This is a genomic window from Microthrixaceae bacterium, assembly GCA_016702505.1.
Taxonomy (GTDB): domain Bacteria; phylum Actinomycetota; class Acidimicrobiia; order Acidimicrobiales; family Iamiaceae; genus Aquihabitans.
In genome coordinates this window covers 426,039-443,670 of the sequence record JADJDU010000001.1, presented here as the reverse complement: position 1 = coordinate 443,670, position 17,632 = coordinate 426,039, and the positions used below count along the sequence as shown (strand labels likewise).

General features: G+C 66.9%; 14 protein-coding genes and 2 pseudogenes. 4 read left to right on the top strand and 12 right to left on the bottom strand.

Going from position 1 to position 17,632, the window contains the following annotated elements:
* Positions 1 to 21 precede the first annotated feature (21 nt).
* Positions 22 to 621: a TetR family transcriptional regulator gene (locus IPG97_02030; GenBank protein ID MBK6855359.1), complete on the bottom strand. Its 600-nt coding sequence runs from the start codon at positions 619 to 621 to the stop codon at positions 22 to 24.
* On the bottom strand, positions 622 to 1,851 hold the full coding sequence (locus IPG97_02025; GenBank protein MBK6855358.1) for an acyl-CoA dehydrogenase family protein: 1,230 nt from the start codon (positions 1,849 to 1,851) through the stop codon (positions 622 to 624).
* A gap of 115 nt (positions 1,852 to 1,966) precedes the next feature.
* Between IPG97_02025 and IPG97_02020 the strand changes: the two are divergent.
* Positions 1,967 to 3,352: pseudogene (locus IPG97_02020) on the top strand (wax ester/triacylglycerol synthase family O-acyltransferase).
* Positions 3,353 to 3,657: 305 nt separating this feature from the next.
* Complete coding sequence (locus IPG97_02015; GenBank protein ID MBK6855357.1) at positions 3,658 to 5,301, top strand: acyl-CoA synthetase; 1,644 nt, start codon at positions 3,658 to 3,660, stop codon at positions 5,299 to 5,301.
* Here the strand turns inward: IPG97_02015 and IPG97_02010 are convergent.
* From IPG97_02010 to IPG97_01975, 8 genes and pseudogenes are all read right to left on the bottom strand, one after another.
* Positions 5,302 to 6,100: pseudogene (locus IPG97_02010) on the bottom strand (crotonase/enoyl-CoA hydratase family protein). It lies immediately after the preceding gene.
* Positions 6,101 to 6,160: 60 nt separating this feature from the next.
* Positions 6,161 to 6,607 carry a hypothetical protein gene (locus IPG97_02005; protein ID MBK6855356.1) on the bottom strand — a complete coding sequence of 149 codons (447 nt, stop codon included), beginning with the start codon at positions 6,605 to 6,607 and terminating at the stop codon, positions 6,161 to 6,163.
* Positions 6,604 to 7,344 carry an ABC transporter ATP-binding protein gene (locus IPG97_02000; GenBank protein MBK6855355.1) on the bottom strand — a complete coding sequence of 247 codons (741 nt, stop codon included), beginning with the start codon at positions 7,342 to 7,344 and terminating at the stop codon, positions 6,604 to 6,606. The genes IPG97_02005 and IPG97_02000 overlap by 4 nt, the downstream gene beginning before the upstream one ends.
* 35 nt (positions 7,345 to 7,379) lie before the next feature.
* Positions 7,380 to 8,114: an ABC transporter ATP-binding protein gene (locus IPG97_01995; protein ID MBK6855354.1), complete on the bottom strand. Its 735-nt coding sequence runs from the start codon at positions 8,112 to 8,114 to the stop codon at positions 7,380 to 7,382.
* The gene (locus IPG97_01990) at positions 8,092 to 10,173 is read right to left on the bottom strand and encodes an ABC transporter permease (protein ID MBK6855353.1); all 2,082 of its coding nucleotides are present in this window, start codon (positions 10,171 to 10,173) and stop codon (positions 8,092 to 8,094) included. The genes IPG97_01995 and IPG97_01990 overlap by 23 nt, the downstream gene beginning before the upstream one ends.
* Before the next feature lie 36 nt (positions 10,174 to 10,209).
* A complete protein-coding gene (locus IPG97_01985) occupies positions 10,210 to 11,592 on the bottom strand; it encodes an ABC transporter substrate-binding protein (GenBank protein MBK6855352.1) in 1,383 nt (460 codons plus the stop codon).
* 135 nt (positions 11,593 to 11,727) lie between these two features.
* A complete protein-coding gene (locus IPG97_01980) occupies positions 11,728 to 12,852 on the bottom strand; it encodes an acyl-CoA/acyl-ACP dehydrogenase (GenBank protein MBK6855351.1) in 1,125 nt (374 codons plus the stop codon).
* Positions 12,853 to 12,863: 11 nt separating this feature from the next.
* On the bottom strand, positions 12,864 to 14,045 hold the full coding sequence (locus tag IPG97_01975) for an acyl-CoA dehydrogenase family protein (GenBank protein MBK6855350.1): 1,182 nt from the start codon (positions 14,043 to 14,045) through the stop codon (positions 12,864 to 12,866).
* 158 nt (positions 14,046 to 14,203) lie between these two features.
* Between IPG97_01975 and IPG97_01970 the strand changes: the two genes are divergently transcribed.
* On the top strand, positions 14,204 to 14,758 hold the full coding sequence (locus IPG97_01970) for a nucleosidase (GenBank protein MBK6855349.1): 555 nt from the start codon (positions 14,204 to 14,206) through the stop codon (positions 14,756 to 14,758).
* A gap of 10 nt (positions 14,759 to 14,768) precedes the next feature.
* On the opposite strand, the gene IPG97_01965 is transcribed toward IPG97_01970, so the two are convergent.
* Positions 14,769 to 15,644, bottom strand: coding sequence for an alpha/beta hydrolase (locus IPG97_01965; GenBank protein ID MBK6855348.1), 876 nt, complete (start codon positions 15,642 to 15,644; stop codon positions 14,769 to 14,771).
* 131 nt (positions 15,645 to 15,775) lie between these two features.
* Between IPG97_01965 and IPG97_01960 the strand changes: the two genes are divergently transcribed.
* Positions 15,776 to 16,972: a cytochrome P450 gene (locus tag IPG97_01960; GenBank protein ID MBK6855347.1), complete on the top strand. Its 1,197-nt coding sequence runs from the start codon at positions 15,776 to 15,778 to the stop codon at positions 16,970 to 16,972.
* Between the two features lie 34 nt (positions 16,973 to 17,006).
* Here the strand turns inward: IPG97_01960 and IPG97_01955 are convergent, their stop codons facing one another.
* A complete protein-coding gene (locus IPG97_01955) occupies positions 17,007 to 17,543 on the bottom strand; it encodes a hypothetical protein (protein MBK6855346.1) in 537 nt (178 codons plus the stop codon).
* Positions 17,544 to 17,632 lie beyond the last annotated feature (89 nt).

Genomic DNA, 17,632 nt, shown 5'->3' with positions numbered 1-17,632 from the left:
CGCCCCGGTTGAGCAGGCAGGTCAGCGGTACTGGTCGAGCATCAGGTGGGTGGCTAGGGCCACCTCGTCTCCCACCCGTTCGATCCCCGACCAGCCGTTGACCCAGCCGACCAAGGCCGAGAACCAGACATGGCCGAGGGTGCGGGTCACATCGGCCCGCAGCTCAGCGTCGAAGTCCGACCCCAGGGCCGGCGCCAGGATCCTGGTCATGGATCCAGCCACCGCCTCCTGGCAGGCGGCGGCCCCCTTGTCTGGTGACATGAGGGCGGTGACCACCGCCTCGGACAGCCTGGGCTCACGTTCCATGGCCCGAGTGGCCCGACTCAACACGTCCATCACCCGATCCGCAGGTGAATCGCCTTTGGGTGGCTTCTGTCCGACCCGGCGTTCGAGGTCCATGACCCACTCGACCATGGCCGCGGCCAGCAGATGGTCCTTGGATTCGAAGTAGCGGTAGATGGTTCCCAGGGCCACGCCCGCCGACGCGGCCACGTCGCGCATCTGCACTGCGTCGTAGCCACCATCGGCTCCAAGCTCGAGCGCGGTGCGCAGCACCCGCTCACGCCTAGCAGCCTGGTTGGCGGTGAGCACCACCACCTCGGCATCGGGGGCGGGGACCACTCAGGACACCGCCTTGGGGATCTGGCGGAACGGCACGTCACGGTCCACCCGAAGCTCGCCGGGAAGACCGAGGACTCGCTCGGCCATGATGTTGCGCTGCACCTCGTTGGACCCGCCGGCGATCCGGATGGCCGGGGCGTACAGGAACCGCTGCTGCCAGTCGACGCCCGCAGCCAAGGTGTCGTCGAGCAGCATGCCCTCCGGGCCGAGCATCTCGAGCGCGGCGTTACCCAGTCGACGCAGGTACTCGGCCGCGAACAGCTTCATGACCGAGGTCTCAGGCCCGGGCGGAACCCCCTTGGACAAGGCGGTCTGGAGCCGGAAGCCCAGGTAACGCTGGATCTGCTGGCGGATCCAGCAGTCCACCAGTTGCTGGCGCAGGGTGGGATCCTCGTTGCGACCCCGCTTGCGGGCCAACTCGATGAGGGCGTGAGAGTCGCTGGAGCGGTTGGCGCCGGCGATAAGGCCCCGCTCGTTGGCCAGCGTGGTGAGGGTGCAGGTCCACCCGCCGTTCACGTCACCCAAGACGTTCTCGTGGGGGATCCGGACCTCGTCCAGGAACACCTCGCTGAAGTGCTCCGATCCGGTCATCTGCCGGAACGGTCGGATCTCGAAACCGAGGGTCTTCATGTCGACCAAGAAGTAGGTGATGCCCTTGTGCTTGGGCACATCGGGGTCGGTTCGGGCCAGCAGGATCCCCCAGTCGGCCTCATGGGCGCCCGAGGTCCACACCTTCTGGCCGGTCACCACCCACTCATCGCCGTCACGGATGGCTCGCGTGGAGATGTTGGCCAGGTCAGATCCGGCGTCGGGCTCGCTGAAGAGCTGACACCAGACCTCGTCGCCGCGGAGCATGGGCCGCAGGTAGCGCTCCTTCTGCTCCTCGGTGCCGTGGCGCATGATCGTGGGTCCGGCCATACCGATACCCACCGCGAAGCTGGCGGTGGACACGCCGAACCGGCTGGCCTCCTGGGTGAAGATCGACGACTGGAGCGAGGTGGCACCCCGTCCGCCGTAGCGGGTGGGCCAGGTGATTCCTGCCCAGCCCCCGTCAACCAAGACGTGCTGCCACTCCTTGACCCGGCGCATGAACTCGGCCGGGTCCATCGTCCCCTCGAGCATGCCGGTGGAGAAGTCCTCGGGGCTGCCCTTGGCCGGGGCATGAGCCTCCAGCCACGCCCGGGCCTCGGCTCGAAACTCTGCCTCTTGCGGGGTGTCGTCGAAGTCCACTGGAAAATACTAGAACACGTTCTAGTGTGAGTCCGACCTCGCCTTACTCCATCGGCTCATCGCCGGCCCGCCAGGTGGCAGAATCACCGCCTACTCGACCATGAGGGGACAGCACATGGAACGTCTCACCGGACTCGACGCCGCCTTCTTGTACCTGGAGACGCCCACGCACCACATGCACGTGGCCATGACCATGGTGTTGGACCCAGCCACCATGCCCGGCGGGTATTCCTTCGACAAGATCAAGGACTTCATCTCCAAGCGCCTCCACCTGGTGCCCCCGTTCCGACGCCGCCTGGTCAACGTCCCCCTCAACTGGCATCACCCGGTGTGGGTGGACGACCCCCACTTCGACCTCGACTACCACATCCGCCGGATCGGTTGCCCAGCACCGGGTGGACGCCGGGAACTGGGAGAGATGGCGGGCCAGATCGCCAGTTCGCCGCTGGATCGCAGTCGCCCGCTGTGGGAGCTGTGGGTGGTCGAAGGACTCAAGCAGAACCGCATCGGCATCGTCACCAAAGTGCACCACGCCGCCATCGACGGGGCATCGGGCGCCGAGCTCATGGTGCACCTGTTCAGCCTGGAAGCCGATGCTCCGGACCCGGCACCGGCTCCGCCCTCCGAGCCCGAGAAGATACCCAACGAGTTCGAGCTGCTGGGCTACGCCGCCGCATCCAAGCTCCGGCGCTACATGACCCTGCCCCAACTCATCGGAAGCACGGTCAGCTCGGTCAACCGGGTGGTCCAAGGCCGGCGAGATCCGCTGATCCCCGTCGGTGCCGCCCCCCTCACCGCACCCCGCACCTCCTGGACCGGACCCCTGTCCACCGGCCGGACCGTGGGGTTCGCCCGCGCCTCACTGCCCGCGGTCAAAGAACTCAAGTCGGCCTACGGGTGCACGGTCAACGACATCGTGTTGGCCCTGTGCACCGGCACCCTGCGCCACTACATGATCGGGCGGGACGAACTACCCGATGCACCGCTGGTCGCCACCTGCCCCGTGTCGGTCCGTCCCGACGGTGAGACCACCATCGGCAACCAGGTCTCGGCCATGTTCACCACCTTGCCCACCCACATCGACGACGTGGCCGAGCGGGTCAGCCAGATCCAGTCCTGCACGGTGGGGGCCAAGGCCGAACACAAGGCCGTTGGTGCCGACATGCTCCAGAACTGGGCCGAGTACGCCGCGCCCAACACCATCAACCTGGCGTCGCGCCTGTACTCGAGCCTCGGCCTGGCCGCCAACCACCGGCCGGTTCACAACGTCATCATCTCCAACGTCCCCGGGCCGCCCTTCCCGCTCTACTACGCCGGCGCCAAGATGATCGCGGCCTATCCGATGGGCCCGGCCATGGAGGGTGTTGGCCTCAACATCACGGTGTTCAGCTACCAGGACTCCATCGACTTCGGTTTCATGGCCGACCGAGAGATGGTGCCCGACGTGTGGGACCTGGCCGACCACGTGAGCGACGCCCTCGCCGAGCTCCAGATCGCGGCCGGGATATCTCCCGAACCCAAGTCGGCAGCGCCCGGTCCGCCCATTACGACACCACCAGCCAGCGGCACCCCCATCAAGAAGGCCCCGCCAAGAAGTCGACGGCCAAGAAGTCGACAGCCAAGGCCACCGCGACCAAGAAAGCTCCGGCCAAGAAGTCGACAGCCAAGGCCACCGCGGCCAAGAAAGCTCCCGCCAAGAAGGCTCCGGCCCCGGCGGCCGCAACCCACTAGGGCCACAAACCCGCCGGGCCAGTCCACGGGTCAACTAGAACCTGTTCTCGTTCGCGGTGCTAGACAGGACCCCCTATGGGGTTCAACATCGCTGACCTGTTCGAGCGCGCCGTAGACGCCGTACCCGACCGGGTGGCGGTGGTGTGCGGCGACCACAAGCTCACCTACCGGGCCTTCGACGAAGAAGCCAACCGACTGGCCCACCACCTGCTGGGCCAGGGCTTCGGCCTCGGCGACCACATCGGCATCTATGCCCAGAACTCCCTGGAGTGGATCGTGGCCATGATGGCGACGTTCAAGATCCGGGCTGTGCCGATCAACATCAACTTCCGCTACGTCGAGGACGAGCTGGCCTACCTGTTCGACAACGCCGACCTGGTGGCTGTCCTGCACGACCGCGAGTACGCCGACCGGATCGCGACGGTCAAGGACGCCACCCCGGGCCTGAAGCACTTCGTGGCCATGGATGCTCCCGCCGGCTCAGGCACCGACCCCGACCTGGCCGCCATCGGCTCCATCCCTTGGCCCGACGCCCTGGCCGGTCAGCCCACCGACCGCCCCCAACTGGAGCGCAGCGACGACGACCAGTACGTGCTCTACACCGGCGGCACCACCGGCATGCCCAAGGGCGTGGTGTGGCGCCACGAGGACGTGTTCTACGCCCTGGGCGGCGGAGTGGACGCCTACACCAACGAGCGGGTGACCGACGGTCACCAACTGGCCGAGAAGGCAGCCACCAACCCCAACCCGATCGTGGCGTTGAACCCGGCCCCCCTGATGCACGGCGCCGCCCAGTGGGGAACGCTGCGCTTCCTGTTCGAGGGCGGGACCGCAGTGCTGGTTCACAAGTTCAGCCCCGAAGCGGTGTGGTCGGCGGTGGAGGACAACAAGGTCAACACCATCACCATCACCGGTGACGCCATGGCCCGCCCCCTGGTGGAGGCGCTCGAGGCCGAACCGGACCGCTGGGACCTGTCGTCGCTGTTCGTGGTCTCCTCCAGCGCGGTGGTCTTCTCCCCCGCCCTCAAGGAGCAACTCCTCGACCTGTTGCCCAACATCATCATCGTCGATGCCATCGGATCATCCGAGGGCGGGATGAACGGCATGGTGATCCAGACCAAAGGACAGACCGTCAACCAGGACGCGGGCGGCCCGACCGTGAAGGCCGGCCGAGACGCGGCGGTGCTCGATGAGGACCTGCGCCCGATGGCCCCGGGCACCGGCCAGGTCGGGAAGCTGGCCCGGGCCGGCAACATCCCGATCGGCTACTACAAGGATCCGGTCAAGACGGCCTCGACGTTCCTAGTCGGGGCCGACGGCGTCCGCTACGTGGTGGCCGGTGACCTGGCCCGCCTCGAAGAGGACGGTTCCATCACCCTGCTGGGGCGTGGGTCGGCGTGCATCAACTCGGGGGGCGAGAAGATCTTCCCCGAAGAGGTCGAGAGCGTGCTCAAGACCCACCCCAGCATCTATGACGTCTTGGTCGTCGGGGTACCTGACCCCCGGTGGGGCTCGGCGGTGTGCGCCGTGGTGCAGGCCCGGCCCGGGGCAACGGCGCCGACGCTGGCGGAGCTTGCCGACTACGGCCGCGCCCATCTGGCCGGCTACAAGCTGCCCCGACACCTGGTGGTGTGTGACGAGGTGGTTCGTTCTCCCAGCGGCAAGCCCGACTACCCCTGGGCCACGCAGCTGGCCAAGGACGCCGTAGCCGGGACCTGATCAGGTACCGGTGAAGTTGGGCTTGCGCTTCTCCTTGAAGGCGCGGGGCCCTTCCTTGGCGTCGTTGGTGTTGAAGATGATGGGCTCGCCGATCTCCAGCTCACGGGCCAGGCCCTCGGCCTCGCTCATACCTGCTGTCTCCCGCATCGAGCGGAGGACGGCGGCCACCGCCAACGGGCCGTTCTCGGCGATCTGATCGGCGATCTCGCGGGCCTTCGCCAGCGCCTGGCCATCGGGCACGACGTGGCCGATGAGGCCGATCTCCTTGGCCTCCTGGGCGCTGATCAGGCGACCGGTGAGAAGCAGGTCCGCAGCCATGGTGAACCCGATCTGGCGCTGAAGGCGCACGGTGGATCCACCCAGCGGGAACAGACCTCGCCGGACCTCGGCGATGCCGAGCTGGGCCGAGGTCCCCTGCCACCCGGATCTCGGTGGCCTGGAGGATCTCGGTTCCGCCGGCCACGCAGTAGCCCTCCACCGCCGCGATGAGGGGCTTGGACGGGCGGAAGTGACGCAGCAACGCCTTCCAGTGCAGGTCCGGGTCCTCGGCCATGCGGGCCATCTCCTCCTCGGAGAACCCGGTGGCCAAGGCCTTGAGGTCCATGCCCGAGCAGAAGTCACCGCCGGCACCGGTGAGGATGCCGACTCTGAGCTCAGGATCCTCGTCCAGCAGCTTCCAGGCATCGGCCGCGCCGACCAGCATGGACGGGCTGAAGGCGTTCTTGGCCTCGGGCCGGTTCAGGGTGACGGTGAGGACGTGACCGTCCCGCTCTACGAGGATGTGGGGTTCATCTGCCATCCCCTGAGACTAGAACACGTTCCAATTCTGGTGCCGCGGCCGCGGCAGACCTGATTCCGGTCAGCGGTTGAGGCGGCTTTCCCGGATTGCAGTCTCGATGCCGTCGAGGGCGGCCAGAACCCGTTCGTTCTGAGTCTGTTGCTCGACGATCACGCGGGCCAGCCAGAACCGGAACAGACGCGTGAGCGAGTAGCGCAGGAACAGCCCGAGGCCCACCAGCAGTAGGCCGAGGCCCACCAGCCCGCCTGAGATGAGCATGGGGATCTGGTCGGCCACATAGGGAGTATCCGACGCCGACCACCAGGCCGCGATCATCAGGACCAGGCCGATCACCGGTAGCACCGCACCGCTCTTGAGCAACAGGGTCTCGGCCTCGGCCAAGGGTTCGGGGACCGTGAGGGCCTGCACCCCGGCTTCCAACCGCGCGGAAGCGGAAGCCGGTGCCGGGGCCGATCCCGACGGAGCCGGGTTCTGGTTGGTCTCTTCGGCGGTGTTTGCGTTGGTCATGAATGGGCTCCGAGGTACGCGGCCGACAGCTCGGCCTCGAGGTCTTGGGGACTTCCAGATGAGATGACGTGTCCGTGCTGCATGATCACGGCCCGGTCGGCCACGCCGAGCACGGTTCGAGCGAACTGCTCCACCACCAGGATCGAAACACCATCGCGAGCGATGCCTGCCACGATCTCATACAGCTCGGCCACGATCAGGGGGGCCAGACCCATGGACAGCTCGTCGATGATGAGCACCGCCGGGTCGGTGGCGAGGGCGCGGGCCATGGCCAGCATCTGCTGCTCGCCGCCCGACATGGTGCCGGCCACCTGATCGATGCGCTCACCGAGACGAGGGAAACGGGTGACGGCCTGTTCCACGATCACGTCCTCAGGCGTACCGGAGTAGGTGGCCATCTTCAGGTTCTCGCGCACGGTGAGGTTGCGGAACACGCCGCGCCCTTCGGGGATGGTGCACAACCCGATCCGGGCCAGAGCATCGGGTTTGACGCCGTTGACGTGACGGCCCGCCACGTGCACGCAACCGGAACTGGCCTGGTGCTGACCGGTGGCCACCTTGAGCGTGGTCGTCTTACCGGCGCCGTTGGGGCCGAGCAGGGCCACTACCTCACCACGAGGCACCACCAGGTCCACCCCGTGGAGGACCTGGATCCGGCCATAGCCGGCGGTGACGCCGCGCAACTCCAGCAGCGGTCCCGGCGAACCATCTGTTTGCGAACGGGGGTCGTCGGCCAACGGATCGGGATGCTGGCGGCGGGACGGGCGGAGGTTCACGCTATGGCTCCCACATCGGTGCCCTGCCCCAGGTAGGCGTCGGCCACCTGTTCGTTGGCCTGGATCTCGGCGGGAGTGCCGCTGGCCAGCACCACACCGAAGTTCAGCACCGTGATGGCGTGGCACAGCCGCATCACCAGGGGAACGTCGTGCTCCACGATGAGCACAGCCATGCCCTCTTCGGCCAGCTCCAACAGGATGTCGGCAAAGCGATCGGTCTCCCGTTCGTCGAGACCCGATGCCGGTTCGTCCAGCAGGATCACCTTGGGTCGCCCGGCCAAGGCCCGGGCCAACTCCAGCAGTCTGGCGTTGCCGGTGGAGAGGGAGTCGGCCCGCTGGTCGGCGAGGCCCTCCAGACCCACCCGGGCCAGGAGCTCATGGGTGACAGCCACCGGGTCGTGATCGGGATCGGCCACCAATTCGGCCGCGGTGAGGACGTTGTCATGGACGTCGAGCGACCCGAACAGCTCCAGTCGCTGGAATGTCCTGGCCATACCCAGTCGGGCCCGCTTGTGGGCAGGGACGGCGGTGATCTCCTCGCCTCCAAGGAGCACCCGGCCGGTGGTCGCGGCCTGAAGCCCGGTGAGGACGTTGAAGGTGGTGGTCTTGCCCGCACCGTTGGGGCCGATCAGGCCGGTGATCTGCCCGGCTTCCACGTCCAGGTCGACCCGGTCGACGGCTAGGTGTCCACCGAAGCGGACCGATATCTCACGCGCTTCGAGGATCGGCATCACACCTCCCCCAGTTCAATCCCAGCTCCCCATCCAACCCGGCCAGCTGCTCGGCCGTGGCCCCCCGTCCGATGGGAATCTCCTCGGGCAGAACGGCGCTGCGGGGCGGAACTATCAACGCCCGGAGCCTGGCGCTCAGGGCACCGGGACCAACCGCCTGGCGGTCGTCGATGTCCAGGGTTCCGAGGCGCTTCTGGCGTCGACGCTCCAACTCTCCCGTTACCCGCTGGACCACCTGCGACACCGCCCCATCGGGGTTGGCCACCAACGAGATGCCAGCCAGACCAGGAGCGATGATCATCAGGTTCTTGAGGAACGGATAGGTCTCCCCGATGATCGGGAACATCACGATGAGCATTCCGCCCAGGAATGCTCCCGACACCGCGGCGATGCCACCAACCACCGCCATCAACACGGTGGGCAGGGCCGGAACCGCGCCTTCGAGGAGGGCGTACTGTGAAGGCCCGGCCTGGGTGCGCCATTGAGCCAGCAGCACGCCACCGATGCCGGCGATGACCGCCGACAGGGCGAAGGCTTGGACCTTGAGGCGCGCCACGTCCAGGCCGATGGTGGCGCTGCCGGCCGGGCTGTCCTTCATGGCTTGGAGCCGACGACCGAACGGCCCCCGCCGCAGGTGGGTGACCCCCACGCCGCAAGCCGAGAACACCACCGCCATGAAGGTGAGGTACGCACCATCTCCGGCCAGCGACAGGCCGCCGACCGCGAAGCGCGGGAAATTCGGGCTGGCGTGGAACGACTCGACGTTGGGATATATGGCCTTCTCACAGAAGAGGGCGAAGGCCATGGTGGCTAGGGCCAGGTACAGCCCACGGAGCTTCAGGGTGGGAAGGGCGACCACGGCACCAACCACCGCACACACGACGACCACCGCCAACAGGCCGAGCGGGCTGCCCCCCGGTGAAACGAGGTGCATCGTCATGGCCCCGATACCAGCGAAGGCAAACGGGGCCAGCGATATCTGCCCGGCGATGCCGGTCAGCGGCACCAAGGACAAGGCGATCAAGGCGATGGCGAAACCCGAACCGATGGCGTTGAAGACGTTGCCCTCCATCACCATCGGGATGAGGATCGCCACCAGCACCAGACCCACCGAGGCCAGGAGGGCTTCGGTGATGGTCGGCTTGGGCATCCTGGTCTTGTCGGCCCGTCCGCCGAACAGCTCGGCCTTCTGCTGGGGCACCACCAGCAACACGATGAACAACATGATCACCGGCACGCTGTCGACGTTGATCCAGTCCGGCAGGTTGGCGTCGTACATGCGCACGGTCTCACGGGACAAGCCCAGTATCAAGGCACCGAGAGCGGTGAGCGGAAGGCTCTTGAGCCGTCCGACCATGGCGGCGGCATAGGCGTTGATGACCAGGAAGGTGAGCTGGATCTGGTCGAGACGCAAGATCGGGGCCACCAACACACCGGCCACGCCGGCCAGAACACAGCCCAACGCCCAGGCGATGGTGGACACGGTCTGAGGGTTGGAACCATTGAGGGCAGCGAGCTCACGATCGTCGACCACCCCTCGCATGGCCACTCCGATACGGGTGTTGTACAGCACGACCCGCAAGGTCCCAGCCACCGCAACGGCCACGGCCATGGTGATGATCTGGTGGTAGGTGACGGCGATACCGGCCACGTCGATCGACTTACCTCGGAAGAACTCGGGCAGGTTGGCGATCACCTCGTTGGGCGGCCAGATGATGGACGCCAGTTGGATGAGGGCCACCAGGAGGCCGATGGGGACCACCAGACGGATGGTGGGCGGCGCTTCGGTGAGCCCGCGCATCAAGACCCGGTCTATGAACAGTCCCATCAACGGTGCGAATACCACCAAGGTCAGCACCAGCGCTACCGGAACCGGCAGACCCCACGCATCGGGCGAGGAGAGCTGCCAGTACACGTAGGCACAGAACATGGCGATGGCGCCGTGGGCGAAGTTGAAGATGCCAGACGTGGTGAAGGTGAGGACCAGACCGCTGGCCGCCACCGCGTAGATGGCGGCCGCGGTCAGACCAAAGACCACGATGGTCAGGAGGCTATCCACGGAGAACTCGACTCGACCGTTGCCGCTGGGAGCCCATCACCACTTGACGGTGGAGCCGTTCAGCTCGGGACTGGTGAGGGACACGATGTTCTTGGGATCACAAGAGAAGGTGCCGGGCTCCTCGGGGTAGGCCCGGGTGAAGGCACCATCTTTGATCTGGACCAGAACGAAGCAGCCCTCACGTGCCCGGGAGCCGGGGTTGGTCGGGAAGTGGAGTCCGCCAGCGTCCCAGTCCTTCAGCTTCTTGATCTCGGCCACCAGGGTCTCACGGGTGAGGTCCGACCCAGCGTTGCTGGCCGCCTCGGCGAACATGAGGGCGGCGGAGAACGCCTGCACGCCCAGCGCGGTGGGGGCGGTCTTGGTGCCGGTGGCGTTGTAGATCTCGAGGTACTGGCCCATGGCCGGGACCTGGTCGGCCTCCTCGAAGGGCACGGTGTTCAGCTCGACGTAGACACCTTCGGCGCCCGGCTCGGTGAGCAGCACCGGGTCGTAGTACTGGGCACCGAACAACACGGCGTCAGGCTCGAAGCCCTGGGCCGCCATGTCCCTCAGCAGCTTGGCCCCTTCGCCGGTCTCAGAGACCATGCTGACCATTCCAACGCCTGCGGACTTCATCTCCCGGGCTTCGGCCGCGTAGGACTCTTGGAAGATGCCCGTGTCGTGGGTGACCACGAACTTGTAGCCGATCTCCCCCCAGGACTCGATGATGCGTTGGGCCTGGCTCCACGCGGTCGGCACCTGGCTGGAGGACACCATGGCCGACTTCTTGATCGCGTCGGGGAACTTGCCGGCCAGATAACGAGCCGGACCGACGGCGTTGGTCTCGGGCGGGTTGGGGACCGGGGTCCACACGTTGGGGGCCAGTGACTTCTTCGGGTTGGCCGAATAGGCGGCGACGTCGGGCAGACCACAGGAAACCGATGGTTCGGCGCCGAGGTCATCGAACACCGAGCCCGACCCGACGATGGCAAACAGGCCGTCGTTGCACGCGGCCTGAACTGCGGCCAGCGTGTTGGTGAGCTGGGAGTCGTAGGTCACCAGCTCAAGGGTCCGGCCGTTGATGCCGCCTAGGTCGTTGCAGTACTTCACGAAGGCCTGCATCGTCTCCTCGATGCTGGCCGTGGGCGTCTTGACCGCTCCGGCTCGATCGGACACCACACCGATCTTGATGGAGGTCTCGGTGATGCCGGTGTCGCTGGCCGTGGGCGTGAAGCCCTCCGGCGCCGCTCCGCAGGGGGCCTCCATGGTCCCGAACATCGGGCCCTCGGGACCTCCGGGGGTGGCGGGTGCGGTGGTGGCCGACGGGCCACCTCCACCGGTACCAGCCCCGGCGGCCAACTGATCGTCGCTGAGGCGACTACCACAGCCGGACGCCAAGAGAGCCAGCGCGCAGCCGACCGCAATCGTGCGAGTTCTCATTCTCGATCCCCTGTTCCGTCGAACCCGTGAAACCTAGCGCAAGGGTACCGACGGCTCTGACGCTACGTCAGATCACATGTGACATGCGTCAATTCTGAATGTCGAGCTCCTCCAAGAAGGCGCGGCGCGGCCCGGTCACGCCGTGGCGAGGAGGCGACCCAGGCGGCGGAGGTGGGCGGTGGGGCCGCCGAGGGAGAGGTCGATGTGACGGGCCCAACGGAAGGTGCGGTGCACCGGGTAATCGACGTCGACACCGATGCCGCCATGGAGGTGCTGGGCGGCGTGGGTGACCCGGTGAGCGGCGTCGGAGGCCCAGAACTTGGCGATGGCCAGCTCCTCTGATGCGGGCATGCCGGCGTCGAGCCTCCACGCCGCCTGGTGAGCGGTGAGGCGGACGGCCTCGGTGTCGATGTAGGCATCGGCCGCCCGGTGCGCCACAGCCTGGAACGTGGCGATGGGAGAGCCGAACTGGCGGCGCTCGCTGGTGTAGGTGGCGGTGATGCGCAGGGCCGCCTCGCAGACCCCGGCCTGAGTGGCGCACAGCGCGGCGATGGCCCGGTCGGTGATCCATTCGGTGACGGCGGCACCGCCGTCCACCTCGCCCACCACGTCGTCGGCTCCGACGGCCACGCCGTCGAAGGTCAAGGTGGTGAGAGGTTCCAGGTTCGAGGAGGTGTTGCGCTCGGCCGAGACCCCGGCGGCGCCGGGATCGACCAGGAACACGGTGGATGTGCCGTCACCGGTGCGAGCCGACACCAGGACCCGCTGGGCCAGGTGAGCCGCCGGTACCAGCATCTTGGTCCCGGTGATGGCCAGCCGTCCCAGCGGGGGAGGCTTCCGTGGTCGGGACGGCTGGGGCAGGCCATCGCCACCTTCGGACAGAGCGGCGGTTAGCACAACATCGCCAGCAGCCACTCCTGGCAGCCAGGCCGACTTCTGCTCATCGGTGCCGAAGTTGGCCAGAGGCAATGCCCCCAAGGCGATGGTGGCGTACAGCGGTACCGGGGCGACGTTGCGGCCCACCTGCTCGAGGATCAGAGCGAGCTCGAACAGCCCGTACCCGCCGCCACCTTGGGCTTCGGGCAGGCACAGGCCGAGCAGGTCAGCCTTGGCCAACTCGGACCACAGCGCCCGATCGAACCATTCGCCCGACGGGTCGGCCTCGACCTCGCGCACGCGCTCGGGGGTGGAACGCTCCGACAGGATCTGGGCGGCGAGGTCGCGGACCGCGGTCTGCTCTTCGGTGAGGGTGAAGTCCATCTGTGGATTCCTTACATCCGGGGCGTGCGGGGCATGCCCAGGCCGAACATGGCGATCAGGTCGCGTTGGATCTCGTTTACCCCACCGCCGAAGGTGAGGATGGTGCTGCCTTGGAAGCCGCGGTCGAGCCGGGCGGCCAGGGCCGCGGCCGGTGAGTCGACGGTGAGGGCTGATGACTGCCCCACGATCTCCATGAGGATCTGGTAGGCGTCCAAGAAGAACTCGGTGCCGAACACCTTGATGGAGCTGGCATCGGCGGGGTTGACCGATTGTCCGGCCGCCTCGACGGCGGCCACCTTCCAGTTGAGGAGGGTCAGGTACTCGATGCCGGCTCGGACCCTGGCCAGACCGACCTGTACCCATTCCTGGTCGATCACCCGGGACCCGTCCGCGGTGGTGGTGGCGCGGGCCCAGTCGAGTACGTCCTCGTAGTTCTTCTCGATCATGCCCGGAGGGGCCAGCCCGACCCGCTCGTAGTTGAGCTGGTTGACGATCAGGTTCCAGCCGCCGTGGAGCTCTCCGATGATGGCCGAGTCCGGAACCCGCACGTTGTCGTAGAAGGTGTTGAACGTGGAGGCGTTCACCATGGTGTGGATCTTGGAGTAGGTGTAGCCAGGGTCGGTGGCAGGGATGGCGAAGATGGTGATGCCGCGGTGCTTGGGGGCATCGGGATCGGTGCGGGCGGCCAGCCAGATGTAGTCGGCGTAGTTGGCCAACGAGGTGAAGATCTTCTGCCCGTTGATGACCCACTCGTCGCCGTCCTTCACCGCCTTGGTGGTGAGCGAGGCCAGGTCGGTACCGGATTCGGGCTCGGTGTAGCCGATGGAGAAGTGCAGGTCGCCGGCCAGGATCCTCGGCAGGAAGAAGTCCTTCTGCTCCTGGTTGCCGAACTGCATGATGGTCTGGCCGACGGTGTTGATCGACAGGAACGGGGTGGGGGCCCCGGCCCGCCACGACTCGTTCATGAAGATGAACTGCTCGACAGGGCCGAAGCCACGACCGCCGTAGCTCTCGGGCCACCCCACGCCGAGCCAACGGTCCCGCCCCATCTGACGGACCGCCTCGAGGCAGGCCGGGTCGCCGGTGTCTCCCGAGAAGGCCGCGGCGGTGACCTCGGGGGTCATGAGCTGGGCGAAGTAGGCCCGCAGCTCGGCCTTGAGCTGCTCTTGCTCGGGCGTGAAGGCGATGTGCACTGCTGCTCCTCAAGCTCGCCGAAAACGAGAACACGTTCTAGCAGAGCCCCTGGTCGGACCCCGATCCGAGCTAACCCTCGATCCACTCCGCCGGAAGGCGCTGCCGTTCGGCGGATCGACGTCGTACCATCACCGCCGTGACCAGCCCCCGCCTCCCCCTGATCGTTGCCGCCACCGAGATCGAGATCATCCACGTCCCGCGTTCGATTCCTCGGGTGATCACCGGACTGGGCAAGACCGCCGCTGCGGTGGCCACCACCCAGGCCCTCACCCGCATGGCCGCCGAACCCGAAGGCTTGGAGGGCCTGACCGTTCTCAACGTGGGAACGGCGGGCGCCCTGCGAGATGAGATTGTGGGCTTGCACCTACCGGGCGTGGTGTTCAACCACGACATCAACGGCGACGCCATCCGGGCCCTGGGATACGACCCCCGCGAGGAGCTCACCGTCGACGGCGACGACACGGTCCTGGCCTCAGGCGACCTGTTCGTGACCGACCCCGACGTGAGGGCCCGTTTGGCTGAGCGGGCGCATCTGGTGGACATGGAGGGCTACGCCGTGGCCCTGAGCTGTGCGCAGTTCGGAGTGCCGGTCCGGCTGGTCAAACACGTGTCAGACAATGCCGACGGTTCAGCCCACGACTGGCCCACCGCGGTAGCGGCCAGCGCGCTGGCGTTGGCCGAATGGGTGGAGCGTCACCTCGACGAGGCGTGACGCCCGCCGGTCAGCGACCGGCCATCTCCAGGCAGGCGTCTCGGATGCCGGACCCGAAGCTGGGTTTGGCACACCAGGTGTGACCCTCTTCGACCTGCACCACCCGGGCATCGGGAACCGACAGGAGCAGCCGGAGTTGCTCGTGGGGGGGCACGGCGCGGTCATGGGCGGTGACGAGCAATGTGGTGGGGACATCGACGCCTCGGAGCCACTTGCGGGAGTCGTAGGTGCCGATGGCGGCCAGCGCCTCGGCCACCATCCGGGGATCGTGGCGCTGCATCTCGGCCGCAGCCCAACGGGTGAAGCTGTGGGGCCGGGCCCGAACCGCGGGCGGCACGTTCGACTGCCACGGCCGCAATGGAAGCTGGGTGGCGAGCTGGCCCACCCGGGTGGAACCGGCAAACACCGAGACGGCGGTGACGAAGGCCAGCCGTTCACGTACCCCAGGAACGAAGTGGTTGCTGGTGGCGCAGAACACCAAGCCGGCGACCTTGTCGGGGTGGCGGTGCCACAGGAGCTGCGCCACCGGGCCGCCCATGGAGTAACCGACCACGATCACGGGCCCCACGTCGAGCTGATCGAGGAGGGCCGCTACGTCATCGGCACAGTCGGCCAAGCGGAAACGCGACCACGTCCTGATGCCGCGGCCGTGACCCCTCAGGTCGGGTGCCAGAACACGAAAGTGCTCACCGAGGGGATCGAAGGCCTGGAACCAGTTGAGCCCGGCCGAGGCGATCAGACCGTGGAGCAACAGGACGGTCGGTGCCCCGGGTGGGCCGTCCACCTCGCGCACGAACGTCGTTCCCCGTCCGGGCAGCTCAACCCTCCGACCCAACGGAATGGGCGGCCCCCCAACGGCCTCGGGCTCAACGGTCGTTTGTGACATACCGTCAGATTACGACCACCGACCGGCCCCACTTGAGCCATCTGACCGATCGAGACTCACCGCGCGACCCCGCGAAGGCTCCGCCGCCGGCGCCGATGGTCCACAATGTGACGCGCCGTCAGATCCAGGAGATGTTCGTGCCCAACCATCCGACCCGGGAATCCATCGACTTCGTGAGCGGAGCCTGGTGGGGCACCAACCCCCACGACGACCTCACCTGGATGCGGGCCAACGCCCCCGTCTACTGGGACGGTCAGGTCTGGGGAATAAGTCGCTACGCCGACCTCAAGGCCGTGTCCAAGGATTCGGTCACCTGGTCCAACGCCCAGGGCATCCGTCCCGACAACGGGCCCTCACCGATGATGATCGACATGGACGACCCCGACCACCTCCAGCGCCGCAAGCTGGTCAACAAGGGGTTCACCCCGAAGCGGGTCCGCGAACGTGAACAAGAGATCCGGGCTGTCTGTGACGAGATCATCGACCGCGTCATAGAGAAGGGCGAATGCGATTTCGTGTGGGATATCGCCGCTCCCCTCCCCTTGATAATGATCGGTAACGATCTGGGTGTGGCTCCCCAGGACCGGGACCAGCTCCTGGAGTGGAGCGATGCCCTGCTCTGTGCCCTCACCGGGGACCCCGAACAGATGGAGTCGGCCGCCGAAGCGTTCGCCGGTTGGACCGAATACGCCGGACGGGTGATCGAGGACCGCACCGCCAGCCCCCGAGATGACCTGATGAGCGTCCTGTGTCACGCCGACGTCGACGGCCACCACCTCGATCACAACGAGGTGATCTTCGAGTCGCTCCTGATCCTCATCGGCGGAGACGAGACCACCCGCCATGTCATCTCCGGAGGTGGGTGGCAGATCCTCAACGATCGGGACCAGTGGGGCCGGCTGGTGGCCGACCCGTCCCTGTTGACCCCGGCCATCGAAGAAATGCTGCGCTGGGTCACCCCCATCAAGAACATGGCTCGGGTCGCCACCCGAGACGTCGAGATCGGTGGCGAGACGGTGCAGGAGGGTCAGAAGGTGCTGCTGCTGTATCCGTCGGCCAACCGCGACGAGACCGTGTTCGAGGACCCGTTCCGCTTCGACATCACCCGCACCCCCAACGAGCACGTCGCCTTCGGGTTCGGTACCCACTTCTGCCTGGGCAACAGCCTGGCCCGACTGGAGTTGAAGGTGATGTTCGAGCAACTGCTGGCCCGCATGCCCGACATGGAGTTGGTGTCAGCCGAGGAGCCCGGGTACCGGGCCGCCAACTTCGTGAGCGGCTACGAGGCGATGCCCGTCCGTTTCACCCCCGGTACCCCGCTCAGCTGAACGAGGTACCGGGCTGACCGGCGGTCGATGGCGATCAGACCGCGGCGCAGGTGCCGGCGTCGCCAACCCGGGCCGCGACCTTGGTAGCCGCGCTGTACCCACCGGTGAACACCTCGATGTCGGCCTCGGGATCGACGCCGTGGACATACTCGGACGCGGCTTCACAGGCCTTGATGGCGGTGTCAACGTCGATCGTCACCGCGTAGAGCCCCACGGTCTGGACACCCATGTAGTTGACGCCGATGACGCCGTCACCGGTGTTCCAGTCGAACATCGCGCCGATCTCAGGGTGGTTCTCGTTGAGCCAGTCCAACAACTCGGTGGTGCCGATCTCGGTCGAGGCCACCTCGGTCGTGGTTGTCTCCTCCGCAGCTTCAGAGGTGGTGGTGTCTTCGTCCTCGGCCGGAGCTTCGGTGGTGGTCGATTCTTCGGCCTCGATCGTTGTGGTGGTCTCGGCCGCGTCATCTCCGTCATCGGACGAACACCCAGCCAGTGGCGCAACCACCAGCGCGGCGGCGAAGCCAGTGCCAAGCAAGGTACGAATCCGGCTGCACGATCGGGTCGTGGTCATGAGTGTCTCCCATCAGTCTCGGCTAGTGGGGCAGGACCGTAGCCCGACTCCGGTTCCAAGACCGTCGATCGGACGCCCGGTCTCCGAGC